We start from the raw sequence: 26,451 nt of genomic DNA, 5'->3' as shown, positions 1-26,451 counted from the left end.
TTAGTAAAGGGGGAAAATAAAATGATCTGGTTAAAGAATGTATCAAAGACTTATCACTCCAAAGATGGCAAAGTAGAAGCTGTAAAGAATGTAAACCTGCATGTTGAACCTGGCAAGATTGTTGGGATAATAGGTTATAGCGGAGCAGGAAAGAGTACTTTGATTAGATGTATAAATTTACTTGAAAACCCTACCAGTGGTGAAGTTATTGTTAATGACAAGGAGTTAACTAAACTATCACCAAAAGAGCTTAGGAAAAGCAGAGAAAAGATAGGTATGATATTTCAACACTTCAACCTTATGAGAAGTAGAAATGTTTTTGAAAATGTCGCATATCCATTGAAAGGAAAGGGATTAAGTAAGGAGCTGATAAAAGAAAAGGCTGAAAGTTTACTTAATCTAGTTGGTTTGAGCGATAAGGTAAAAGCGTATCCCTCACAGCTAAGTGGAGGTCAAAAACAAAGAGTGGCAATAGCGAGAGCTCTTGCAAATGATCCACAGGTACTTTTATGTGATGAGGCTACTTCAGCTCTTGATCCTGAAACAACCCACTCAATACTTGGTCTGTTAAAAGAAATAAATGAAAAATTAGGACTTACTATAGTCTTAATAACTCATCAGATGGAAGTAGTTAAGGAAATATGTGATGAGGTAGCAGTAATGGATAAAGGAGAAGTGGTTGAAGAGGGAAGTTTAGTGCAGATCTTCTCTGAACCAAAGGCAAATATGACGAAAAATTTTGTCTCAACAATTTTTAAATATGATAAGATCTATGAACTTTTAAATAGCAACTCTTTTATTGGGGAGCTTACAGAGGAAGAAATCATAGCTAAGATATCTTTTGTAGGACAGAATACAGGTCAGGCCTTCATATCAAAACTTTCTAGAAAGTTTAAGGTAGATGCAAGTATACTTTTTGGAAATATAGAGATCATTCAGCAAGTTCCAATAGGAAATTTGATTGTAAAACTAAATGGTGCAAGAGAAGGTATTAGATCAGCCTTTGAATATTTAGGTGAGAAAAATGTACATGTGGAGGTGATACGAGATGCTTCAAGTCTTACAGAATCTTATGCCTAATGTAATAGAATTATTTCCAGATATGATAAAGGCTCTAGGGGAAACTTTGTTTATGGTTCTTATCGCAGGAAGCATATCCACAGCAATAGGACTTCCTATAGGAGTTACTCTTGTAGTGACAAGGCCAGGAAATATACTTGAAAATAAAGTTGTATGCAGTCTTTTAGGAAAAATAATAAATATATTTAGGTCTATACCTTTTGTAATACTTTTGGCAGCTATTATACCATTAACACGGTTTATTGTCGGAACAACAATTGGTCTTAAAGGAGCGATAGTTCCGCTAGTTTTAGGGTCTGTACCTTTTGTAGCAAGACAGATAGAATCAGCGCTTTTAGATATTGATAGTGGAGTAATAGAAGCTGCACAAGCTATGGGCTCAAGTGCTTTTGAGATAATATATAGAATTTTTCTAAAAGAAGGACTGCCAGGAATAGTTTATGCACTCACAATAACTACTGTAAGCTTAATAGGTTTTTCAGCAGTGGCTGGAACTGTTGGAGGGGGAGGTCTTGGAGATTTTGCTATAAGGTATGGGTATCAATATTTCAAAACTGATATCATGGTAGCAACGATAATAATTCTTTTAGTTTTAGTTAATGGAATACAGAGTCTTGGGGAGTTTTTATTAAGCAGATTAAAGCATTAATATATAAAGATAAAGAGATTCAATGAATAGAAATATAGAAATATAGAAATAGGGGGCATTTTATTATGAATATAAAAAGATTAGGGGCAATAGCATTAGCATTAACAATTGGAGCAACAGCATTAGCAGGCTGTGGAGCGAAATCAGCTTCAGCAGAAAAAAAGAAAGAAGTTATAAAACTTGGGGTTACAGGAGATGATCACAGAGTATGGGACAATGTGAAGGAGAGGTTAGCAAAAGAAAATATACAGTTAGAGATCGTAACCTTTAGTGACTACGTAAGACCTAATCAAGCTCTTAACGATGGAGATATTGATGCAAATGCATTTCAAACTATAGCTTATTTTGATCAATTCAAAAAGGATCATAACTTAGATTTAACTTCTATAGGTTATACTGTCTTAGCTCCAATGGGGATATATTCAAAGAAAATTAAGGATATAAAAACTTTGAAGGATGGAGCAAAGGTAGCAATTCCTAACGACGCCACTAATGAAGGAAGAGCACTTTTATTATTACAGGATGCAGGTCTAATTAAGCTTAAAGATGGTACAGGGATTAAGCCAACATTGAAGGATATTGTTGAGAATACTAAAAAGCTTAATATAACAGAACTAGTTGCAACGCAAATTCCAAGATCTATTGAAGATGTTGATATAGCTGTTATAAATAATGGAGTAGCTGTTGATGCAGGTTATGCTCCATTAAAGGATGCTATTTATATAGAGGATACTAAGAAAGAGAGTTCAAAAAATTACTTTAATCTTATAGCTGTAAGAACAAAGGATAAGGATAGTGCACTACTAAAGAAGCTTGTAGAAGTATACCAAACTGACGAAACTAAGAAAGTTATAGAAGAAACAACAAAGGGTTCATCTATACCAGTGTTTTAATTATAAAAAACTTTCAATTATGTTCATTTAGAGGGTAAATAATTATAGATAGAAATTTATAGAGGGTGAAGAAAGAGGGATGTGATCCCTCTTTTTTATATTTATGAAAAGTTTTACTTTAGATCATAATGTAGCTCAGCAACTTGATTAAACCTTTTTATGCTTTTAGGGTACGTTACCTATAAAATCCAAGTATAAAGTAGTATAATAGATGTTAAAAGTAATTTGATACAGTAAGAAAAGGGGGCATTTTAGTGTTTTCAAAAAAAGTAATAACTAATTTAAGTAATTCATCTTGGATAAGATTGATGTTTGAAGAAGGAGAAAGACTAGCTAAAATTCATGGGGCAGATAAAGTTTATGATTATAGTATAGGTAATCCTTATGCAGAACCACCTAAGGAAGTTACAGAGTCACTAAAAAAACATATTCTAGGGGATGAAAAAGGAATCCATAGATATATGAGTAATGCAGGTTATGTAGATGTAAGAGAGAAGGTAGCTAAACTTTTACAAGAAGAAAGTGGAGTTGAGCTTTCCTATAATAATATTGTAATGACTGTAGGGGCAGCTGGAGGATTGAATGTTGTATTGAAGTCTATATTAAATCCAGAAGAAGAAGTTATTGTCTTCGCTCCATATTTTGTTGAGTACAATTTTTATGCTGATAATAATGGCGGAAAAACTGTAGTAGTGCCACCTGATACTAAGACCTTTGAACCTAATATTGAAGCCTTTGAGAAAAGCATAAACAACAGAACAAAGGCTATTATTATAAATAATCCAAATAATCCAACTGGGGTAGTTTACAGTGAAGCAACTCTTAATAAAATTGCATCGATAATAGATGCAAAAGAAAAGGAATATGGAATAAATATATTTGTGATTTCAGATGAACCTTACAAAGAAATAGTTTATGAAAATATAAAAATCCCAAGTCTATTATCCATATTTAAGAATGCTATAATAGTAAATTCTTTTAGTAAATCCTTAGGGCTTGCAGGAGAGAGAATAGGATATATAGCAGCTAGCAGCAGGATAGAACAGATAGATTTACTAATGGGAGCACTAAGTTTTTGTAATAGAACCCTAGGTTTTGTGAATGCTCCTGCTTTATTCCAAAAGGTTATAGCTGATTCATTAAAAGCAAAGGTTGATATAGGCGAATATGAAAAAAGAAGAGATTTTCTTTATGAAAAGATCACTTCACTAGGGTTTGAATGTGTAAAACCACAAGGAGCTTTTTATCTGTTCCCTAAAGCATTAATTGAAGATGATGTAGAGTTTGTGAAAAGAGCTATGAAATATAATTTACTTCTTGTACCAGGAAGCGGCTTCGGATGCCCAGGATATTTCAGAATGTCCTATTGTGTTAAGTTTGATATGATAGAAAACTCAATTCAAGCTTTTGAAAAGCTAGTAGAAGAGTTTAAATAATTGAGTTATAAAATCCTCTAAAGAATAAAAAGGGCTGTTACATAATGTATAAAAGTCCTAAATAATACGAAAGCCATGCATAAATATGTAGGTAATTCCTTCATTATGCATGGCTTTATTCATATTAAACTAACCAATACTCGTTTTTCGATAGCCACTCAAATCTTATTATTAATAAATATCTAGGACTATCAATATATTTTGTATTGTAAATAGTTATTATTTAATTTTATAACAACATAGAAGCAAGTCTTACTCTCAATTTCAAAATGCTTTTTGAGCTCTCGCGTATTTGCATCATATATGCTACGGTTTGATTTAGTATCTGAGATAATACATTGTTATCAAATTGCATCTTCAAATCGATATTTCTTTTTCCAACTATGCTACAGGTTTGATGTTTATTGCATAAGCAAGCTAGCACCCATGCATCATTTGAATTTATGTTACTTAAGAAATATAACATATAAGGATATTTATCAAAAACTTTTTTGAAAAAAGCTTTAATTTCGGGAATTTCAAATATTTCTCTTGGATCATCATTGTAGCCGTCAATTTGAAAAACTATATTGTTTTTATACTTTTTAATCCCAGTTCGTTTAAAAACATTTAACATCTTATCTATTTCTTGCAAGTCTAAAGCTTCAATATAATTTTTATTTAGTATCATTAGATGTAATTTTCTATCGTCTGAATAATTGACCATTCGTTCCTCCTTATTTAATGAAATGGTTAAAATGCAAGCTTACCTTATAATAATATCCATATTTTAAATTTTATTATATCTATTATAGTATTTATCATACCATATGCAATACTCTAATCTTATAAAAAGTACAATTTAATTGGAAATTGATTCTTTTATTGATTTATATTATTGTGTAGCGAATACTTTTGTTTCAATATCCGGATTAGGATCTCCTAGGAATAAATAACTATCCCCGAGAACCTGATTATGGATAATTTATAAAAAATTAAGATAAAAAACTTGAAATGTGTGATATTATAGTACATAATTACGTCTTTGAAACATGCGTTAATACGTATTTGGCAACATTATATTTAAATTATGTATGAGCGTTAAGTATAGATAGATACAAAGAGATATTTAAGGCTATATTAAGTTAAAGTATATATAATTAGGATTGATTAAGAATAGAAGTTATAAAGTAGGTGATAGGATGATTTCAGCAATATATAGTATAGATAATTCAATCTTAGATTTCATAAATAATAACCTTCACTCAGCTTGGTTAAATAAGATAATGATCGCTTTGACTGATCTAGGGGATGGGGGCATCATATGGATAGCAATAGCCTTGGGTCTAATTAGTAGCAAAAAATATAGAAAATCAGGCTTTATGCTGCTGATGGCTATACTGCTTGGTGCACTATTTGGAGAAATCATAATAAAAAATATAGTTCAGCGCGCAAGACCGTTTACTCATGTTCCTGGAGTGGAGTTATTGATTAATAAACCTAAATCTTATTCATTCCCATCGGGTCATACAACAGCTTCATTTGCATCTGCTGGAATACTGTCTTATTGCTTTAGAAAATATAGGGTGGTATTTTATCTTCTTGCTGCATTGATAGCATTTTCTAGATTGTATTTATATGTGCATTATCCTTCAGATATATTGGGTGGGATAGTGTTAGGAAGTTTAAGCTGTTTATTAACTATTTATATATTTAATAAATATATAAATAAACAAAAAAATATACAAAAATGATATTGACCTTGCCCTTTAGGCAGGGTTTATATTTTTTATGTAAAGGTCACTTCAGCAACTTTTTTATTAAAAAAATATTTATCAAAAGTTAGGTTCTGTTAAGGGGAGATTTTATGAATACTGGTAATGTGTCTAAATTATTGGATATATCCATTAAAACCTTAAGATTATATGAGGATTATGGAATAGTGGTAGCAAAGCGTGATAGTAATGATTATCGAAATTATAATGAAGAGGATATAAATAAGCTAAAACAAGCAAAATTACTTAGAGATTTGGGAGTTCCGCTAAAGAATGTAAAATATATATTGGAAGAAAAGTTTCTGGATAATAAAGTGGTGAGAGAACTTAATGTTCAATATAAGGTAGTTGAAAAACGGCTGGGGGAATTAGAGAGTATAAAGAATACATTGCTCACTAGCATAAATGATGCATTGGTATCAGAAGAGGATAATTCAAATATCTATTTTAACAATATAAACAGATGTTTGGACAACAATCTTAAAAATAGGAAGACTTGGATAGATAAATGGGGATTTGATAGATGGGCTGAAAGCTACGATAAGTCAGTAAAAGATATTTTAGATGATAAGCTTAATCTATTTGAAAAATATGAGTATGTATTAGAGATAATAGCAAAGAAGATTGAAGAACAGAGAGTAAGTAAAATTTTAGATATAGGATGTGGTACTTGTAATTTATATAACAAACTTAATAAGAATATAGATTATACAGGTATGGATCAAAGTATTGAGATGCTTTTAAAAGCAAAAGAGAAGTTTCCTAATTTAAAATTAAGATTAGGAAACTTCTTAGATAGGCCCTTTGAGGAGAATGAATTTGAAGTTATTACATCAACCTATGCTTTTCATCATCTTAATGATTTAGAAAAAGAAATTGCAATAAACTATATGTTGAAATATTTAAAGGCAAATGGGAAAATAATCATAGGAGATTTAATGTTTGAAAACTATAGTGAGAGGATAAAAAAGAGAGATAGCCTGATACAAGCTGGAAGACCTGATCTGTGGGAAGAAATAGAGGATGAATATTATAGTGATATTCAAAAGTTAAAAAAGTATAGTGAAATTTTAGGTTGTAAGGTTAAGTATCAACATATAGTTAATTTAACATGGATTGTTGAAATAATTAAGTTGGAAGATGATTTTTTATAAAGATATTCTATCTACTAGACAGGTAGTAGAAGGTAAAGGTCTAGAAAAGTTAGTTTGGTATTTTAATAAATGGTGCTGTTAAAGCAACGTGTTGAAATTAATTTCAACAATATTCTTAAACATTGCCTAATAATTATGTATAGAAGGGAGTGAAGCTTAGCTTAAATGAAAATATAGCTAAGTATAATATATGAATTTATCACAGATAAATCAGTATCTAAGAAGTATGGAATTAAAGAAGGATAGAATTGATTCTTTTGAAGAATACCCATACTGTGTAAAAGCTGTGAGAAGCATAGATAGATTAGATTTTCATCCCAAAGTAACTTTTTTTGTAGGTGAGAATGGATCAGGGAAGTCTACAATTTTAGAAGCAATTGCTGCAGCGTACGGCTTTAATCCAGAAGGGGGAACTATAAATTTTAACTTCTCCACTAGTGATACTCATTCAGAATTATATGAGAACATTAAACTAATAAAAGGGGTAAAAAAACCACAAGATGGTTTCTTTTTAAGGGCAGAGAGTTTTTATAATCTAGCTACAAATGTAGAGGAATTAGAAAAAGATGCACCAGGTATTTTTATGTCTTATGGAGGTAAATCCCTTCATAAACAATCACATGGAGAGTCCTTTTTTTCAGTTTTTATGAATAGATTTAATGGGCGTGGTTTGTATATATTGGACGAACCAGAAGCCGCTTTATCTCCAGCTAGACAGCTTTCTATGATTGCAAGGATGCATACTCTTTTAGAAAAGAATTCGCAGTTTATTATAGCTACTCATTCACCTATTCTTATGAGCTACCCTGATTCCATAATTTATGAAATAAGTGATAGTATTAAAGAAGTTAGATATGATGAAACGGAACACTATAATATAACTAAAGCTTTTTTAAATAATCCATCAAAGATGCTGAAAATATTGATTGAAGAAAATTATGATTAGAATATAAAAACTCTTAGGTATGAATTAATACTTAAGAGTTTTTTTGTATTCTACATTTCGTTAGGAAAATATCTTAGTTTATAAATAAAGTGCTGAAAAAATTAGGTGAAGAAGTAAAAAAATGAAGAAATATTGTAATATGAGTAATTCAGGGCGAAGATTATTAAAATTATATTATATTGATAAACTGGTTAATAAAGTAAAATGTGTTAAAATATAAACTGTTTTTGTCTTAAAATCAATACATAAATTTATACATAAAATTGGAGGAATCAACATGAAGAAGCTTAAAAGCTCAAAAGCTGAAAAACAATTATTAATACCATTTATATTTGGGGTGTTGTTTATATTAATAGTTGATATCGTAGGTATTAGAGGAATGTATATGCTAAAGAATAATTCGAAAGTTTTATTTGAGGACAAATTTGAAACTTTAAACACTATAAGTAATATAAAGGATAACTTTTCTAACATAAAAATCGATCTATTTAAGCTTGTGTATCAAAAGAATAAGATTGAGAATGATGGATACTTAGAAGAGGATATAAAGAATCTGCTAGATTCGAACAGTAAGCAGTTTGAAAAGTATAAAAAGTTAACAATGGGTGGAGAAGAAAACAAATTAGTTGAAGTGCTAAATATGGATATAGAACTTTATTCTAATGATGTTGAAAAGGTTGTAAATTCAATAAAAAATAACGATTATGCAAAAGCTGATTCTTATTTTGTACAAGATGTTACGCCAATGAGTATTGGGACAGAAGGCACCATAAAACAAATAATTGATTATGTAAATGATAGTTCATTAAAAGCATATACCACTAGTAATATTTTATTTAATAATTATTTGTATGCAATATTTTGTGTAACTATCGTTGGATTAGTTTCAGCTGTACTTATGAGGAGAAAACAAATAAATTTTATTAATAGTTAATACAATTAACAATTAAATTTTGTAGAGTAGAACTAGGCAAGCTATATATAGTAAATAGATGACAATTTAATTCGGAAATGATATACTAATTTTTAACATTTGAATTAAAAACTATAGGGGCTAAGTGATACGTATTTAGTCAGTAATGGCTTTTCTCGTCATCATATCTTTAAATAAAAGGGGGACAAGGGCTATGTATTATGGAGAAAAGGTATGCCTAAGAGCTTATAAAGAAGAAGATATACCTAGAGCGGTAGAAATGATAAATGATAGTGAACTTAAGAAATTATTAGTAACAGGAATACCATTTCCTATGACTTCATGGGAGGAAGAGGAATGGGTAAAATCACAAAAGAGTACAGAGACAGGGGAATATAACTTTGCAATTGAAGATATACAAACAAAGAAATACATAGGTGGCTGTGGTATTCAGAAGGTAAACTGGCTAGCTCGTACGGCTACAGTTGGTATCATGATTGGAGACAAGGACTACTTGGGTAAGGGATATGGTACTGATGCTATGAAAGTGCTTCTGGATTTTATATTTAACAATATGAATATAAACAAAGTTAAGCTTGCTGTTTTTTCTTTTAACAAAAGAGCGCAAAAGAGTTATGAGAAGTGTGGATTCATAGTTGAAGGAGTTCTTAAGGATGAGTTATTTAAAGAAGGAAAATACTATGATGAAATAGTTATGGCTGCTTTTAGAAAATAATACTCTACAGTAAAAAAATAAGACTTATTAGTCTGCCAAGTTTTCCTCATATGCATTTGGAAAGGTAGATGCGCAAAAAAAGATCGCTGAAGAAGGATACTTCAGCGATCTTTTTTATTTTTGTGATTTTATACAAAGTTGGCATGAATACTAGGGGAAGCTAATAAAATTATGAAACAATAATACAAAAACTAAGTAAAATATTGTAAAAGTAAACATTTTCAAAAAAATAAGCCTTTAACTAATATAGAATGGCTGATTTTGACTATTATGGCCTAAATTAAAGAATATTAGAATATTTTGAAAATTGCCAAAATATCCTAAAGGGTATATAATGTGGAAGTGATTTCGCTTTATATTTTAATTAATATAAGGTTCGTGTCATTAATATTACAATAATTTATATGTAATATGAATATTGTTAATATAGGACAAGTAATGATTATAGGTTATAAAAAAATTAATATAAACTAATGTAAAGTAGGTGATATTGCAACGAAATAAGCTAAATGTTTTTATTGATAGTATATCTAATAACCGCATTATATATGTATTAAAAGTCACTTGAATTCAATAAAAATCTCTTTAATCAAAAGTATTTGTTGTACAAACATATGAATTTATGCTTACTATTATAAACATATGAAGAGTTACAATCATCTTAGGATAATTGTAATGTTAGTACGCTATCATAAGTTAATAATACTATTATGAGGGAGATGTTATTTGTGACAGTTTATTTTGGCATAATTTATGGGGTTGTCTTGATTTCAGCTTTGGTAATACTTTATCTTGCAAAATACATATTCAAGCAGGATAAGGGTAATAAAAAGATGCAGGAAATTTCAGAAGCAATAAAAGAAGGAGCTATGGCTTTCTTAAAAAGACAGTATAGAACCATAACTATAATTGCATTAATTGTTTTAATAATAATCACAGGTTCAGATTATTTTGCTAACAAATCTAAAGAAGGCGTAGATGCATTTAGTATCGCATGGCATACTGGAATCGCATTTGTTACAGGAGCGTTCTGCTCAGCTATATCAGGATATATTGGAATGTACATGACAGTAAACTGTAATGTAAGAACTGCTGAAGGAGCTAGAAAAGGCTTAAACAAAGCATTGCAAATAGCTTTTAGAGGTGGTACTATAACCGGTCTTGCAGTTACATCTTTATCACTTTTAGGAGTATCAACATTATTCTTAATATTTGGCGGTGCATCTGGAGATGATGTTCTAATAAAAGAAGCCCCATCATTAATTGTTGGGTTTGGTTTTGGTGCGTCTCTTGTAGCATTATTTGCTCAATTAGGCGGTGGAATATATACTAAAGCTGCTGACGTTGGAGCAGATTTAGTTGGAAAAGTTGAAGCTGGTATACCAGAAGACGATCCAAGAAATCCAGCTGTTATAGCTGACTTGGTTGGTGATAATGTTGGAGATTGTGCAGGAAGGGGAGCAGATTTATTTGAATCTACTGCTGCAGAAAATATAGGTGCTATGATACTTGGTGTTGCATTATATCCTGTATTTGGAGTTAAGGGAATCTTGTTCCCGCTTGTAGCAAGAGCATTAGGAATTTTAGCATCCATAGTTGGTATATTCTTTGTAAATATTAAGGATGAAAGTAAGGATCCTATGATTGAATTAAATAAAGGTTATGGGATAACTACAATTATAGTATTAATCCTTTTAATATTCAATGTTAAGTACATGCTAGGAGGAACTCTTCCTAACGGTAATGAAATAAATTATTGGTTGCTTTATGGTTGTGCTGTTACTGGTATAGCACTAGGATATGCATTTGTAGTTTTGACTAACTACTATACTTCTTGTGATCATAGACCAGTTCAAGAGATTGCAAAATCTTGTGAAACTGGACCAGCTACTAATATAATTACTGGAATTTCTATAGGTATGGAATCAACCACTTTACCAGTATTACTTATTTCTGTTGCAATTTTTGTATCATATAAATTAGGGGAGTCAGCTCTTGGGGGAATAGCTAATTCAGGACTATACGGTACTGCTATAGCTACAATGGGAATGCTTTCAACTTGTGCATTCGTATTAGCAATGGATACTTTTGGTCCTATCACTGATAATGCAGGTGGAATAGCAGAAATGTCTGGTGCACCTGAAAAAGTAAGAACTATAACTGATAGATTAGATGCTTGTGGCAACACTACTAAGGCATTAACAAAAGGATATGCAGTTGGATCTGCTGCACTTGCAACTTTCCTTTTATTCTCGGCTTATCTTGATGAAGTTAAGAAGATATTAGGAAAGCCATTGGATTCTTGGTTTAGTGTAGATATAGGAAAACCAGAAGTGTTTATTGCAGCTTTTATAGGTGTTATGCTTGTATTCTTATTTAGTTCAACAGCTATAAGAGCAGTTGGAAGAGCTGCTCAGTATATAATTGTGGAAGTAAGAAGACAGTTTAAAGAAATCCCTGGAATTATGGAAGGAACAGCAAAACCTGACTATGCTAGTTGTGTAGATATAGTTACAAAGGGTGCTTTAAAAGAAATGATAGTTCCTGGTATTATTGTAATAGCAGTTCCTATATTAGTAGGTGTGCTCTTAGGAAAAGAAGCAGCTGCAGGATTTTTAATGATAAGTACAATAGCAGGGGTTGTAATGGCATTATTCTTGAACAACAGTGGTGGAGCTTGGGATAATGCGAAGAAATATATTGAACTTGGAAACATGGGTGGAAAGGGCTCTGAAGCACATAAAGCTGGAGTTGTAGGTGATACTGTTGGAGATCCATTTAAGGATACTGCAGGTCCATCACTTCATGTTTTGATTAAGCTTATAAGTACAATAACTTTGGTATTTGTAGCTTTATTTAGATAGTGGCATCTCAATACTTTATATTAGGAAATAGTTTCTTTAAAGGAGCTGTTTCCTTTTTTTTGTGTTAAAAATTATTTAATCTAAGTTTTTTAAAACAGGGTAAAATATATAAACCTAGTGAGTTATAAAAATAGATTTCAAATTGAGTAACTTTATCTGAAAGCATACTTATAAACTTATGCTTAAATGAAATAAACATTAATCAAAATAAGCTTTTTGCAAAAGTAAAAAATAAAATGAAATATTTTATTTCGAATGAAATCATATTGATTTCATTTGAAAGTAATGATATATTACATTTAAGGGAATAATTAATTTCAACATAGCACTTTAATAGTATAAAAATATTTTAAGAATAGAAGGTGTTTTGATTTTGAACGAAAGGCAAACAAAGATATTTGAGCTGATTTCTAAAAGTCCCACGGTTACGGTAAAAGAGTTATCATCAGAATTAAAAGTTTCTGAAGTCACAATCAGAAAAGACTTATCAGTTTTAGAAAATGAGGGGCTTCTTAAAAGAACTCATGGTGGAGCGGTTCAAATGACTTCAGATTCCATAGAGCAGAGAATAATATTTAAATATGAAGATAAACTTAAAATATCAAAAGAAGCAGCTAAATTAGTAGAAGATGGTGAGACGGTGCTCATAGAAGCAGGATCTACAAATGCAGTTTTAGCAAAAGAACTTTCGAATAAAAATAGGATTCATATTATAACAAATTCATTGTATATAGCTGAAATGTTGAAAAATAATAGGAATGTAAAAGTAACTTTACTGGGTGGAGAATTGCAAGAAGAATCGGAAACTATGGTCGGACCATTAGCTAAGTTATGCTTAAGCATGATTGCGGTAGATAAAGCCTTTATAGGAATAGACGGATTTTCAGAAAAGTTAGGTTTTACTTGCGGGGATTTCCTTAGAGCTGAGGTTGGCAAAGAGATGTGTTATAGAGCTGAAAATATAATAGTACTAGCAGATTCTACTAAATTTGAAAATGTAGGAGTAACATCTGTGGTTGATACATCTAAAGTAAAGATTGTTATAACAGATAATGCAATATCAGAGAATAAGCTAGCTATCTTACAAAAAAATAATATAGAAACCATTATCGTATAAAAGGAGGAGCTTAATATGAAGGAAATAAATGTAGGGCTAATAGGGTTTGGAGTTGCTGGAAGGGTTTTTCATGAACCAGTACTAACAAGTATTCCAGGATTAAAGTTAAAGAAGGTCTTTGAAAAAAATCCTTCTAATATAAGCATATTGGAGCAGAGAATAAGCGCTGATAGAATAACAGGAAACATTGATGATATATTTGAAGATGAAAGTATTGAACTTATTGTTTTGGCAGTACCTAACATTGCTCATTTTGAGCTAGCTAAAAAGGCTTTAGAAAAAGGAAAACATGTACTTGTAGAAAAACCTTTTACTGTTACCTCTGAAGAAGCTGATAAATTAATTGAGATCTCTAAAAAAGCAGGAAAGATATTAACGGTTCACCATAATAGAAGATGGGATAGTGACTTTAGAACAGTTAAATCAATTATTGATAAAAAGCTTTTAGGAGACTTAGTAGAATATGAGGCTCATTATGATAGATTCAGAAATTACATTAAGGAAAATGCTTGGAGAGAAGCTGATGCACCGGGGTCAGGTATTCTTTATGATTTAGGTTCACACTTGATTGATCAAGCGCAGGTATTATTCGGAACTCCAAAGGAAATATTCGCTGATCTTGAAATTCAAAGAAAAGGCGGAAAGACAATAGATAATTTTGAAGTAATACTTAAATATGATTCTCTAAAAGTTACACTAAAAGCTGGCATGCTTGTAAGGGAAGTTGGTCCTCATTTTAATCTATTAGGAACACAAGGGTCTTTTGTAAAGTATGGCATGGACGTTCAAGAAGAAAATTTAAAAGCTGGAATAAAACCTAATAATATAGAAAATTGGGGAGCTGAGCCAGAGGCATTGTGGGGAACTGTAAACACAGATGTAGATGGAATTCATATTGTAGGTAAGATTGAAAGCGAGCATGGAGATTATAGAGAACTTTATAAAAATGTTTATAAAGCTATATTAGGTGAAGAAGAACTTATCGTAACTCCACAGCAAGCAAGAAACACTATAAAAATAATAGAATTAGCCGAAGAGAGCAATAAGAAAAAGAGCTGGATTAAATTTCAATAAATTCATATTAGTTAGTTTTTGATTGGTTAATTTAAAATGATATATCGTTATTATAATACCGTATAATTTTAACTATAATATTGAAATTTAATAATAGAAAGAGGTATATTTATGAACACAGAAGAGCTAAAAAAACTGTCTGCTCAAGAAGCATTGAAATTCATAAAAGATGGAGATACTGTAGGTTTAGGTGGTGGAAGAAGTATAGCTTACCTAATAGGAATGCTTAGTGAAAAGCCTGAACTTAAGATAAAGGTTGTAACACCCTCTTTAAATACTAAATTACTATGTGTTAAGAATGGGTTAGAAGTTTTACCTACATACTGTGTAGATTCAGTAGATGTTGCGTTTGACGGGTGCGATCAAGTTGATGCAGATTTAAATGCACTTAAAAGTGGCGGAGCGATTCATACTAGAGAAAAGCTTATAGCATCAATGGCTAAAGATTATATACTTCTTGTTGATAGAGAAAAAGTTGTAAGTAAGCTTGAGTTTAAACATCCAGTAGCATTAGAAGTTATAACAGAATCACTAAGTTATGTGAAAAAATGCTTATCAGAAATAGGCGCTAAGGTAGAAATAAGAACATCTAATAATAAGGATGGATTTTTAATAAGTGATGACGGAAATGTAATAGTAGATGCTTTTTTTGAAAATGTAGATGATATATCTGTATTAAATCAAACACTTAATTCGATATTTGGCGTTGTAGGAACTTCTTTATTTGTTGATAAAGTTACAAAGGTTATAATAGCTGAATCAGATGGTATTGAAATTTTAGAAAACAATAAGAGATAATATATAACTAAATTTATAACTAAGAAATATTTTAGCAATACTCTTTAAACATGAGTATTGTTATTTTTTATTCTTTAGGGTTTTATAAGATTTTGATGAATTTTAGCTTCGTAGAAGTGTATTAAAATCAACAATGTGAAGAGTATCAGTAATTATGATACTTAACGAATAATATTATATAAATATAAAGTATTGATACTTATTTTTCCAAAGGGTATCATGTTATTAGTATCATGAGTATTAATACAGTAGGTTTCCAGTGCAGTTTACTGTATTTATAATGTAATGATAATTACAGATGAAACACTTCAATCCGAAATCTATTTTCAAAGCTCCTCTGGATTCTGAGAGGAGAATTTGAAAATATAAGTTGGTTCATCTATAAAAAGTTTTTTCAATTAGCTATTTTATTGTACAAGTATAAGTAAAGGGTTACATTACAAAAACTTAAGTTATAAATGTTTGATAATAGTAGACGCTGTGAATTATCGGGCATGTATAACTTAATAGTTGAAGTTGGAACCCTATATAAAAGGAGGTATAAAGGTGAAAAGAATTGAGAAGATATATAATTACATGGTTGTTGAAACAAAAAAACTAACAATGGAAGATTTAAAAAGAAACATTGGATTCAGTGCCATAGAGATATCTGAAAAATTAGATATTCTAAGGAACAACGTTAGTATGGAACTCAATACTCTTCTAAGACAAGATAAAATAATAAAAGTAAAAGGGCGACCTGTTTTATATCTTGATAAAGCTTCTATGGAAGGAATTATAGGATGTAAGCTTGAGTTAGGACCTATAGAGGTTAATAGCGTTGAAGAGTTAATAAAAGAAGATAGTCGAGAACTCGAAGAAGATAAAGTTAAAAGTCCGTTTGATTTTTTAATTGGTGCAGAATCTGGGCTTAAAAATCAAATTGAACAAGCTAAAGCTGCTATGCTGTATCCTCCAAATGGGCTACATACTTTAATTGTTGGCCAAACTGGGGTAGGCAAAACTTTATTCGCAAATATGATGTACAACTATGCTAGATACTCGCAAAGACTTGGTGAAGAAGCTCCATTTATTGTTTTTAACTGTGCAGATTACTATAATAATCCACAATTATTAATATCACACATCTTTGGACATGCAAAAGGTGCGTTTACTGGAGCAGATGTAGAAAAAGATGGTTTGGTTGAAAAGGCAAATGGAGGAATACTTTTTTTAGATGAAATCCATAGACTCCCACCTGAAGGCCAAGAAATGATTTTCTACTTTATGGATACTGGAACTTATAATAAATTGGGTGATACAGATAGAAAGAGAAAATCTAGTGTATTAATAATAGGGGCAACAACAGAAGAACCGGGATCATCGTTGCTTAAGACTTTTGTTAGAAGAATACCTATAGTAATAAATATACCAAGCTTAGAAGAGAGACCTGTTAAAGATAAACTAGACATATTAAAGTTTTTACTATCAAATGAAGCACATAGAGTAAATAAAAAAATAAAAATCGAATCCGATGCTGTAAAGGCATTAATAGGTAGTGCTTCTTATGGTAACATAGGACAAATGAAGTCTAATATACAACTCGTTTGTGCTAAAGGATTTTTAAATAGTATAGATAATAAAGATTCTATTGATATCGATTTCAAATCACTGCCTTCAGATATAAAAAGTGGCTTATTTAGTTTGAGTGGAAAAAGAAAAGAAATAGAAGAATTGGCAAAATATATAGAGTCTCAAATAGTAGTAACGCCTGGTGGCTACGTAAACCTAATAGAAGAAGATGCATATGAGCCTCCTTTCAATCTATACAAAATCATTGAAGATAAGGCAGCGGTACTAAAATATGAAGGTCTAGATGAAGACTTTATAAAGAAGTTCATAACCACAGATATTAATATTCATATTAAAAGCTTTTATGATAAGTTTAAAAACAATGCATCTGATAGAGAAAAAATATTGAAGATAGTAAATGAAGATATACTAAAATTTGCTGAAGAAATTAAAATTCTTATAGAAAAGAAAACAAGTAAAAAATTGAATGAGAGATTTTTATATGCTTTAAGTCTCCACTTAAGTGCGTTCTTAAAAAGAGTTGAAGGAAATACTCCGTTAAGATATACAAATATAGAAGATATAATTAAAGATAATCCTGAAGAATTTAATATATCTATGGAGATTAAAAATCTAATTGAACAGCGTTATAACATAATAGTTCCTGACATGGAAGTAATATATCTTACATTACTTATCAGTACCATAAATGATGCACAAAAAGCTGAGCATGTAGCGGTTATTGTAGCGGCTCATGGTAACAATACTGCAAGTAGCATGGTAAATGTAGCTAAGAAACTTTTAGGTGAAGGTGTGGTTGATGCCATTGATATGCCATTGGAAGTGAGTCCTAAAAAGATATTAGACGATATGATAAGTAAAGTAAAAGAAATAGATATGGGCAAAGGTGTATTACTTTTAGTAGATATGGGATCTTTAGCTAACTTTGGCCCTATTATAACAGAGAAAACTGGAGTAAAGATTAAGACAATAGATATGGTATCTACTCCTTTAGTATTAGAGGCTGTAAGAAAAGCTAATATCTTTGATATGGATTTGGAAACTATATATGAATCCTTAAGAGATTTTAGAGGATACGGTGGATTGATAATCGAAAGTGAGGCTAAAAACGATAAAAATAAGGCTATTATAACCATATGTTCGACTGGTGTAGGAACAGCAGAGAAACTTAAAGAGTTAGTGAGTGATATTATAACTAACTTAACTGATAAAGAAATAGAAATAATACCAGTTGGAGTTAAAGAATTAGATAAACGGATAGATTCTATAAAAAATAAGTTTAATATTATGGCATCAGTTGGAATAATGAATCCTAATATTAGTGCACCTTTCATATCACTAGAAGATTTGATTGGTGGCAGTGGAGAGCAGATGTTGACTGGTATAGTACAACAGCATCATATACAAGTTAAGCCAAAGGATACTAATATCGTTGTAAAAGATTTATGTCTTGATAGTTTAAAACAATTTCTAACTTTTTTAAATCCTTTTAAGGTTATTAGTGTATTAATGAATTTTTTAAGAGTATTAGAAGCAAATTTAAATCAAAAATTTGATAATTCTATGTGTATCAAAATAGTTGTTCATGTGGGCTGTGCATTGGAAAGAATGGTAGTTAACGATGGATTAATATTCAGAGATAATATAGATGAATTGGATGAAAATGTAATTAATGCGTTGAAAAATTGCAATAATGTGGTAAAAAACTCATTGAATATAGAATTATCTGATGATGAGATTTACTATATCGTTGAAATGCTTCAATAATGCATTAAGAAAAGTATCAAAAAGTTGATATTGATAATTTTAGAGTATTAAAAGGGATTAAAAGTGTATCGATGAAAAAGATTTCATAAAGTTTTTTATAATATTTTTGGCTTAAATACTATATTTTTGTATAAAAAATATTTTGATACACATTTTTGGCACGGTAATTGCTATGTATAATAGTGTGAAAGATGAGTAACAAAAATTTCGGAGGGGATAAAACAATGGTAGCTCTAGTTATAGGAACTCATGGAAAATCTTCAGAAGAGCTGTTAAAGTCAGCAGAGATGATATATGGAAAACAAGAAAATGTAGCAGCAGTAACATTCGAACCAGGCGAAAATACAGATGACCTTCTGATGAGATATAAGGAAAAAATATCAGAATTAAACTGCGAAGAAGGAGTACTTTTCTTAGTAGATTTATTTGGTGGAAGTCCATTTAATGCGGCAAGCAGAATAGCTATAGAGAATGAAGATATGGATGTAATAACTGGTGTTAGTATACCAATGCTTCTTGAAACATTCGGAGCTAGAGAAGGTTCAACTGTTAAAGAGGTTTTAAATGTAGCAAAAGAAGCTGGTATAAGCAGTATAAAATCATTAAAAGAAACATTAACTCAAAATGATGAGGAGGATTTATAAAATGAATATAGTTTTAGCAAGAATTGATGACAGATTAATCCATGGACAGGTAGCTACAATTTGGTCAAAGGAAACTAGATGTGAAAGAATCATAGTTTGCAATGATGAAGTTGCAGCAGATCCAATAAGAAAAACTCTTTTAACACAAGTTGCGCCTCCAGGGGTTAAAGCAAGTGTTGTAGATGTAGACAAGGCTATAAGAGTTTATCAAAACCCTAAATATGAAGGAGTAAGAGTATTATTCTTATTCACAAACCCTACAGATGTATTAAGAATGGTAGAGGGTGGAGTAGATATAAAGAGTGTTAACATAGGTGGAATGGCATTTAGAGAAGGAAAGAAACAAGTAACTAGTGCTGTTTCAGTAGATCAAAAGGATATAGATGCATTTAAAGCTCTTAATGCAAAGGGAATTGAACTAGAAATAAGAAAAGTAGTTACTGATTCTAAAGTTGATTTGATGACAAAAATTTAATTTTTGTCATCAATCCAAAATATTATTTTTGCCTAGTTTTTATGAAATCGTTTATTAAATAATTTTTTAATAAAAAATTTATTTTTAAGGAGGAAGCAAAAAATGACTATCAATGCATTGCAAATCGTATTAATATTTATTGTTGCATGTATTTCTGGTATGGGTAGTGTATTGGATGAATTCCAAACTCACAGACCATTAGTTGCATGTACACTAATCGGACTTATTCTTGGAGACTTAAAAACAGGTATTATAATAGGTGGTACTCTTGAAATGATGGCTCTTGGCTGGATGAACATAGGAGCAGCTATGGCACCAGATGCAGCCCTTGCAAGTATTGTATCAACAATATTAGTTATAGGTGGAAAACAAAGCATAGGTACAGGTATAGCAGTTGCTATTCCAATAGCTGCAGCAGGACAAGTTCTTACAATTTTCGCAAGAACATTATCAGTTGCATTACAACATAAAGCTGACCAATATGCTAGAGAAGGTAACTTAAGAGGTATAGATTTTATGCACTTAGGTGGTTTAGCAATTCAAGGTCTACGTGTTGCAATACCAGCATTATTAGTATCAATGTTCGTTGGAACTGATGCAGTTCAAAATATGTTAGGAGCAATACCAGAAGTTATAACTCGTGGATTACAAGTAGCTGGTGGATTTATCGTTGTAGTTGGATATGCAATGGTTATCAACATGATGGAAGCAAAATACTTAATGCCTTTCTTCTTCTTAGGTTTCGTTGTAGCAGCGTTCTCAACATTAAACCTAGTAGGATTTGGTGTAGTAGGAACAGTTTTAGCAGTAGTTTATATACAATTAAGCCCTAAGTATAATAAGTCAGCTGTAGCTGTAGGCCCATCAGGCAACAGTGATGCAGATGACGAATTAGATGATTAGTAGAAGGAGGTATTATCATGGCTAACAATAACCAAAAGAAATTAACTAAGAGTGATTTAACTAGCGTGTTTATTCGTTCAAACTTCCACCAAGCATCATGGAACTTTGAAAGAATGCAAGCTTTAGGATATTGCTTCTCAATGGTACCAGTTATAAAGAGACTGTACGAAGGAGAAGAAAGAAAACTAGCAATGAAGAGACATCTTGAGTTCTTTAATACTCAACCATTCGTTACAGCTCCAATTCTTGGTGTTACTGCAGCGATGGAAGAAGAAAGAGCTAACGGAGCTCCTATTGATGACGGTGCTATAAATGGTATAAAGATAGGTCTTATGGGACCTTTAGCAGGTGTTGGCGACCCAATATTCTGGGGAACATTAAGACCAGTAGTTGCTGCTCTTGGTGCTTCAATAGCTTTAACTGGAAGTATAGCTGGTCCAATACTATTCTTCGTATTATTCAATGCAGTACGTCTTGCTATAAGATGGTTTGGTGTTGAATATGGATACAAAAAAGGTCTTGACGTTGTAAAAGATATGGCTGGAAACAGACTTCAAAAGCTAACAGAAGGTGCTTCAATACTTGGATTATTCGTAATGGGTGCTCTAGTTTCAAGATGGACAACTGTTAATATACCTCTAGTGGTTTCAACGATTACAAACCAACAAGGTAAAGAAGTTGTTACTACAGTTCAAGATATATTAAACTCATTAATGCCTGGTCTAGTTCCACTTCTATTAACATTCCTATGTATGAGATTGTTAAAAAAGAAGGTTAGTGCTATCTGGATAATCTTCGGATTATTTGCAGTAGGTATCATAGGATACTGGTTAGGGGTATTATCTTAATAAGCTTTTATATTAAAAAAAGGAATCGGAAACGATTCCTTTTTTTGCTTTAAGAATCTATTTGTATTAAAATAGTAGATGAAATTGATTAATGGTATCATCGATATATAAAATAAAAAGTAATTGATTTATAAAATAAGATTAATATATAACAATAAATAATAAGTACAGGCTTTTAAACACTTGAATAATAATTTAAAGGATAGTTTAGGAAAATAATTGGACAAAGGGGAAATAGAGTAAATGCTATTTTATATGAATGAATTTCTAACAGCAGTATCTTTTGCACTAGATTTTATAGAAATGGACTTATCGGGAGTTACCTCCAATCACGGAAAGAGAACTGCGTACATATCATTAAAAATAGCCAAAGAGCTTGGATTAAGTTTTAAAGAACTTCATGATATAGTAGCTTTAGGCATGCTTCATGATATTGGTGCAGTAGAAAGAGGATTAGTTAAAAAGCTTAATACAGAAAACGAGTATAGCCTTAAAAATGCTGAAGATACAGTGGCTCATTGTAGTATTGGTGAGAAAAGTATAAGCATGTATCCTTTCCTTACTGATGTTACAAATGTCATTAAATATCATCATGAAAGATATGATGGAACAGGTTACTTTAATATTAAAGGCGAAGCTATACCTAAGATGTCTCAAATAATTTCAATGGCAGACGAGATAGAATTAAATTTTGATTTGAGAACTAGTGATTTTCAAATCAGAAAAAAAATACATGAATTTATAAAAAGTAAAGAAAATACACATTATTCATCGAAATTGGTGGAGGCTTTTATGAAGGTAGCTAGTCATACTAGCTTCTGGATTGACTTAAAAGATAATTTTATAGCAGTAGCTTTACAAAAGGTACAACCTAAATATTCGGTTGATATTTCTTTTGAACAGATACGATCTATAACTCAGGTGCTTTCAAGAATAATTGACTCTAAATCACAATATACTCAACGACACTCTAAAGAGTTGTCTGAAAAAGTTGATGTTATGGCTCGATTTTATGATTACAGTGATGAAGAAAGATTTAAATTGATAATAGCAGCCGATTTACATGACTTAGGTAAGCTAGCTGTTCCGAATGATATATTGGATAGTACTGGTGCATTAAGTGAGGAAGAATTTTCAGTTATAAAAGAACATACTTACTATACTAGAGTTGCTCTGGAACAAATAACGGGTTTTGAAGACATTGCAGAATGGGCAGCTAATCATCATGAAAAGCTTAATGGATTAGGGTATCCTTTTGGAAAAGGTCATAAACAATTAGATTTCAACTCAAGACTAATGGGATGCCTTGATATATATCAGGCGCTTACTGAGGAAAGACCTTATAGAAAATCATTAAGCCATACAGAAGCAATGAATATATTAAAGGATATGTGTAAGAATGGGTTTATAGATAGTAATATATGTAAGGATATAGATATTGTCTTTGCAACAAATATGTGTAAGTAAATATTTAGGATTAAGCAATACATATTTCGGTCTTGTAAAACATAAGAGCTTGTTTTTCGGTAATATAAGAAAACAAGCTCTTATAAAATTAAACCATTTCGCTTCTTTCGTCTAATTTATTGTACATTCTCTCTTGTTGCCTTGTAGTAAATTGAAAATATATTTCAGTGTTAGAAACTACTTTATGACCTAGCCACCATTGTAGTTCCTTTATATCCATATCTGATTCTGCTAAATGAACAGCAGTAGTATGTTTTATTGAATGAAAGTGATGCTTACTTTTATCTTCTACATCAGCCAATAAACAATACTTTTTTATTAAGTAGTCTAAGGTTTGTCTAGAAATTGGATTATTCTCTTGGCTTTTAAAGATTGCTTCAGAGTCCAAGATTATATTTGCACACTCTATATGTCTATCTAAAATATCTTTTGTTTTTGTATCAAGTCTAATAGTATTATTCTTACTTCCTTTTAGTCTTTGGCAATAGATTTCGCCTTTGTTTGAATTGTAATCTTCTCTTTTTATTAATGCAATTTCTGATGCTCTTAAACCACATCTATAAGCTACTCTAAAAATGGCCAAATCTCTCAATGAATGTGTTGTTGATAAGCTTTCAATTGTAAAAAATATGCGTTTCATCTCATTTTGTGTAAAGTATTTAATTTTAGAACTTTGATTTCTCATCATAATCCCTCCAACGCAAAATATTATACAAAATAAATATTTTGACCAAAATATTATAACATAATATTACTTAATAACCAATTTTTTATGAGAAAATTTAATATAATTTTATAAAAAATGTGAAAATTAATAAAAGATTAAAAATATCACAATAAAAAAAGGATAATAACATGAAATATGGATTATTAAGGAAGGATAATAATGATTTTTTAGACAAAATATTTATTTTGTAATAGTAATATAAAGTATTGTTACATATAAGTCAAATGAGGAGGGAGATTAATTGAATTCTAATTTTGAGAAAAAAGTTTTCAAACCTAATTTTTATAATTTAAGTTATTCTTTTAAGGAAATGAACTTGATTATAGATGAGAATATAAAAAGAAATGGTTCTATAATACTTGTGATATTTGATATAGAAGACTTTAAAGCTATAAATATGATATATGGATATGATTTTGGTAACTTAGTATTGGATAAAATGATGAGTATTATAAAAGAAATATATTCAACTAACGGCTCTATTTTTAGATTTTGTGGAGACAAGTATATACATATAAATAGTGAAAAAAAAGATATAAATAATATTATTTCAATGTCAGAAAAATTACTAAATAGGGTTAAAGAACCACTAATTGTATATGGACAAGAGGTCTGTATTACATTAAGTATTGGAATAAGTTTATATTCTGATTATACAAGCCCACCTCAGGAGGTTATGCAACAAGCAGAGATAGCTTTAGAGCAAGCGAAAGTAGAAGGCGGAAGTTGTTACAAAGTATTTGATAAGCAGAATAATTTAATTATAGAAAAGCTTTTAGCAATGGATTTGAAGAAAGCTCTATATATGAAGCAATTTTTATTATATTTTCAACCTCAGTTTAATATAGATGATAATAGTATACAGTCAGCAGAAGTGCTGATAAGATGGAAGCATGAGATAGAAGGGATAATAAAGCCAGATAAATTTATTAAAATTGTTGAAGAAAATAATTTTGGAATTGAACTTGGCAACTGGGTAATAAGGGAGTCATGTAGGCAAAATATGATATGGAAACAGAAAGGTCTTCAACCTATCCCTCTATCAATTAACATCAGTCAAGGACAATTTTATGATAAGGATTTTATAAGTAACTTAGAAGATATCTTACTTGAGTTTGATTTAGAACCTAAATATTTACAATTGGAGATAACTGAGAGAATATTTATAAATTCTTATGACACGGCTTTAAATATAATTAAAGATATAAAAAATTTAGGAATAAAAGTATTATTGGACGATTTTGGTACAGGTAATTCATCTTTACTTAGTGCCATGAGTTTACCTTTTGATATTATTAAATTGGATAAATTTTTTCTGAATAATATTGAATATGATTTAAATAAGAGGAATCAAACCGCAAGAATACTTAAGTTCCTTAAATCTATAAATGACAATATAATTATTGAAGGTATAGAGAATAATGTTCAGCTAGAATTTATAAAGAAACATGGATTTAATAAAGTACAAGGGTTTTTATTGAGCTATCCTTTGGAATGTTCTAGTTTTGAAGAATTATTAAAACAAGCTGAAGTGATTGATAAAAGATGATACAAGATATGCATTTAACAGAAAAGATTATTAAATTGAAATGTTATATAATTAATCATCAATTTTCAAATAAAAATAAGATTTTAAAGTTAAAGTTAAATGAATTATTAGATTATTTTGAATGGATAAATAAAAATTCAAAATTAATTTTAAAAAAATGCGAGCAGATTAGCGTGGCATTTAATAATTTCAATAACATACTTACACAATGTGATAAGGAAAGTTCTAAACTAATTAAAACTTTATTAGAGTACGACGTATCGGATTATATTTTTAAAGAATTGTTTGAAATAAGCAAACTTTATGATGAAAGTATGAAAAAAATTTTACATAGTCTGAATGGATCAAAGAGAAGAAGTAGAATATTTATTCAAGATAATTATGATAAAGAGTATAAAGAATCAGATCTACAAGAAATATTTAGGTATATAATCATTATAAATGATAGATTTGTTTCTCTTTATAATGAAGTAGATAGGTTTGATAAATATATAAATCGTTATATTAGAGAAGTTATGTTAGAGAGAATGAGTAATTATTATAAAGAGAATCAAAATGAAACACTTATAGCTATAATTAAAAATATAGATATTATGAATGAGTATACAAAATTAATGTTATTTCAAATAAAGAATTTAAGAATAGAAAATAGAAATTTTATAAATATGAAAAAAACTGTTTATGCAAGGGTTTAGATATAAGTTTAAGTGCTGTTAAAGAACCGTGTTGAAATTAAGTGGTTATACATTGGATGCTCTTAAACATAACCTAAATTTAAAGTGAAAAATAAGTTGATACTAATAGAGTTAGATTATTAATAAAAGAACAATATTTAGTGCTGTAATATAAAATAATGAAAAAATATATTGACAAATTTTATGAAAGTATTATAATTTAAATATAGAGCAAAGGCGCTTTTACTATTAGAGTAAAAGCGCCTTTGTTTTATAAAAAATTAATTATGTTATTTCTTAATAATCATAATAATATATAAAACCTTACTTTTCCCTTTCATGATGTGATAGTTAATTCTATCACTTTTTTTTTATTCTTTAGAGGAATTTATCACTCAATTATATCTGTGG

General features: G+C 30.2%; 23 protein-coding genes. 21 read left to right on the top strand and 2 right to left on the bottom strand.

Translation table 11 applies throughout. From position 1 onward, the window contains the following. Window positions 1–21 precede the first annotated feature (21 nt). From J3477_RS16215 to J3477_RS16200, 4 genes are all read left to right on the top strand, one after another. Window positions 22–1,080: a methionine ABC transporter ATP-binding protein gene (locus J3477_RS16215; protein WP_206871005.1), complete on the top strand. Its 1,059-nt coding sequence runs from the start codon at window positions 22–24 to the stop codon at window positions 1,078–1,080. Further along, on the top strand, window positions 1,049–1,729 hold the full coding sequence (locus J3477_RS16210; protein ID WP_206871004.1) for a methionine ABC transporter permease: 681 nt from the start codon (window positions 1,049–1,051) through the stop codon (window positions 1,727–1,729). The genes J3477_RS16215 and J3477_RS16210 overlap by 32 nt, the downstream gene beginning before the upstream one ends. Window positions 1,730–1,794: 65 nt before the next feature. Next, the gene (locus J3477_RS16205) at window positions 1,795–2,622 is read left to right on the top strand and encodes a MetQ/NlpA family ABC transporter substrate-binding protein (protein WP_206871003.1); all 828 of its coding nucleotides are present in this window, start codon (window positions 1,795–1,797) and stop codon (window positions 2,620–2,622) included. Between the two features lie 254 nt (window positions 2,623–2,876). Beyond that, the gene (locus J3477_RS16200; RefSeq protein ID WP_206871002.1) at window positions 2,877–4,058 is read left to right on the top strand and encodes a pyridoxal phosphate-dependent aminotransferase; all 1,182 of its coding nucleotides are present in this window, start codon (window positions 2,877–2,879) and stop codon (window positions 4,056–4,058) included. Between the two features lie 229 nt (window positions 4,059–4,287). On the opposite strand, the gene J3477_RS16195 is transcribed toward J3477_RS16200, so the two are convergent. Next, window positions 4,288–4,764, bottom strand: a complete 477-nt coding sequence (locus J3477_RS16195; RefSeq protein WP_206871001.1) for a chlororespiratory reduction 6 domain-containing protein — start codon at window positions 4,762–4,764, stop codon at window positions 4,288–4,290. A 475-nt stretch (window positions 4,765–5,239) separates the two neighbouring features. Between J3477_RS16195 and J3477_RS16190 the strand changes: the two genes are divergently transcribed. The 15 genes from J3477_RS16190 to J3477_RS16120 all read left to right on the top strand — a co-directional run bounded on the left by J3477_RS16190 (window position 5,240) and on the right by J3477_RS16120 (window position 23,090). Beyond that, window positions 5,240–5,791: a phosphatase PAP2 family protein gene (locus J3477_RS16190; RefSeq protein ID WP_206871000.1), complete on the top strand. Its 552-nt coding sequence runs from the start codon at window positions 5,240–5,242 to the stop codon at window positions 5,789–5,791. Window positions 5,792–5,904: 113 nt separating this feature from the next. Further along, window positions 5,905–6,966: a MerR family transcriptional regulator gene (locus tag J3477_RS16185; protein ID WP_206870999.1), complete on the top strand. Its 1,062-nt coding sequence runs from the start codon at window positions 5,905–5,907 to the stop codon at window positions 6,964–6,966. A gap of 190 nt (window positions 6,967–7,156) precedes the next feature. Continuing rightward, a complete protein-coding gene (locus tag J3477_RS16180; RefSeq protein WP_206870998.1) occupies window positions 7,157–7,912 on the top strand; it encodes an AAA family ATPase in 756 nt (251 codons plus the stop codon). Between the two features lie 277 nt (window positions 7,913–8,189). Beyond that, the gene (locus J3477_RS16175; RefSeq protein ID WP_206870997.1) at window positions 8,190–8,846 is read left to right on the top strand and encodes an MCP four helix bundle domain-containing protein; all 657 of its coding nucleotides are present in this window, start codon (window positions 8,190–8,192) and stop codon (window positions 8,844–8,846) included. A gap of 193 nt (window positions 8,847–9,039) precedes the next feature. Next, window positions 9,040–9,561, top strand: a complete 522-nt coding sequence (locus J3477_RS16170) for a GNAT family N-acetyltransferase (protein WP_206870996.1) — start codon at window positions 9,040–9,042, stop codon at window positions 9,559–9,561. Between the two features lie 719 nt (window positions 9,562–10,280). Then, entirely contained in the window at window positions 10,281–12,425 is a 2,145-nt protein-coding gene (locus J3477_RS16165) for a sodium-translocating pyrophosphatase (protein ID WP_371876604.1), read from the top strand. Window positions 12,426–12,798: 373 nt separating this feature from the next. After that, window positions 12,799–13,542: a DeoR/GlpR family DNA-binding transcription regulator gene (locus tag J3477_RS16160; protein ID WP_206870994.1), complete on the top strand. Its 744-nt coding sequence runs from the start codon at window positions 12,799–12,801 to the stop codon at window positions 13,540–13,542. A gap of 15 nt (window positions 13,543–13,557) precedes the next feature. Continuing rightward, window positions 13,558–14,616 carry a Gfo/Idh/MocA family oxidoreductase gene (locus J3477_RS16155; RefSeq protein WP_206870993.1) on the top strand — a complete coding sequence of 353 codons (1,059 nt, stop codon included), beginning with the start codon at window positions 13,558–13,560 and terminating at the stop codon, window positions 14,614–14,616. 111 nt (window positions 14,617–14,727) lie between these two features. Continuing rightward, a complete protein-coding gene (gene rpiA / locus J3477_RS16150) occupies window positions 14,728–15,414 on the top strand; it encodes a ribose 5-phosphate isomerase A (RefSeq protein ID WP_206870992.1) in 687 nt (228 codons plus the stop codon). 546 nt (window positions 15,415–15,960) lie between these two features. Beyond that, window positions 15,961–18,753 carry a sigma-54-dependent transcriptional regulator gene (locus J3477_RS16145; RefSeq protein ID WP_206870991.1) on the top strand — a complete coding sequence of 931 codons (2,793 nt, stop codon included), beginning with the start codon at window positions 15,961–15,963 and terminating at the stop codon, window positions 18,751–18,753. Between the two features lie 224 nt (window positions 18,754–18,977). Next, the gene (locus J3477_RS16140) at window positions 18,978–19,397 is read left to right on the top strand and encodes a mannose/fructose/sorbose PTS transporter subunit IIA (RefSeq protein ID WP_206870990.1); all 420 of its coding nucleotides are present in this window, start codon (window positions 18,978–18,980) and stop codon (window positions 19,395–19,397) included. A gap of 1 nt (window position 19,398) precedes the next feature. Next, window positions 19,399–19,872, top strand: a complete 474-nt coding sequence (locus J3477_RS16135) for a mannose/fructose/sorbose PTS transporter subunit IIB (protein WP_206870989.1) — start codon at window positions 19,399–19,401, stop codon at window positions 19,870–19,872. Window positions 19,873–19,974: 102 nt separating this feature from the next. Beyond that, entirely contained in the window at window positions 19,975–20,775 is an 801-nt protein-coding gene (locus J3477_RS16130) for a PTS mannose/fructose/sorbose transporter subunit IIC (RefSeq protein ID WP_206870988.1), read from the top strand. A gap of 17 nt (window positions 20,776–20,792) precedes the next feature. Continuing rightward, window positions 20,793–21,623, top strand: a complete 831-nt coding sequence (locus tag J3477_RS16125) for a PTS mannose transporter subunit IID (RefSeq protein ID WP_206870987.1) — start codon at window positions 20,793–20,795, stop codon at window positions 21,621–21,623. Between the two features lie 243 nt (window positions 21,624–21,866). Further along, the gene (locus J3477_RS16120) at window positions 21,867–23,090 is read left to right on the top strand and encodes an HD-GYP domain-containing protein (RefSeq protein ID WP_206870986.1); all 1,224 of its coding nucleotides are present in this window, start codon (window positions 21,867–21,869) and stop codon (window positions 23,088–23,090) included. An 88-nt stretch (window positions 23,091–23,178) separates the two neighbouring features. Here the strand turns inward: J3477_RS16120 and J3477_RS16115 are convergent, their stop codons facing one another. Further along, window positions 23,179–23,778 carry a tyrosine-type recombinase/integrase gene (locus J3477_RS16115; protein WP_206870985.1) on the bottom strand — a complete coding sequence of 200 codons (600 nt, stop codon included), beginning with the start codon at window positions 23,776–23,778 and terminating at the stop codon, window positions 23,179–23,181. 280 nt (window positions 23,779–24,058) lie between these two features. Between J3477_RS16115 and J3477_RS16110 the strand changes: the two genes are divergently transcribed. Both J3477_RS16110 and J3477_RS16105 read left to right on the top strand, forming a co-directional pair. Then, window positions 24,059–25,366 carry a putative bifunctional diguanylate cyclase/phosphodiesterase gene (locus tag J3477_RS16110; protein ID WP_206870984.1) on the top strand — a complete coding sequence of 436 codons (1,308 nt, stop codon included), beginning with the start codon at window positions 24,059–24,061 and terminating at the stop codon, window positions 25,364–25,366. Beyond that, entirely contained in the window at window positions 25,363–26,061 is a 699-nt protein-coding gene (locus tag J3477_RS16105) for a hypothetical protein (RefSeq protein WP_206870983.1), read from the top strand. Before J3477_RS16110 ends, J3477_RS16105 begins: the two co-directional genes overlap by 4 nt. Window positions 26,062–26,451 lie beyond the last annotated feature (390 nt).

It is taken from the genome of Clostridium zeae (assembly GCF_017312485.1).
Taxonomy (GTDB): domain Bacteria; phylum Bacillota; class Clostridia; order Clostridiales; family Clostridiaceae; genus Clostridium_AR; species Clostridium_AR zeae.
Note: the sequence above shows the minus strand (reverse complement) of the source record. Positions and strands in the feature narration are given on the sequence as shown.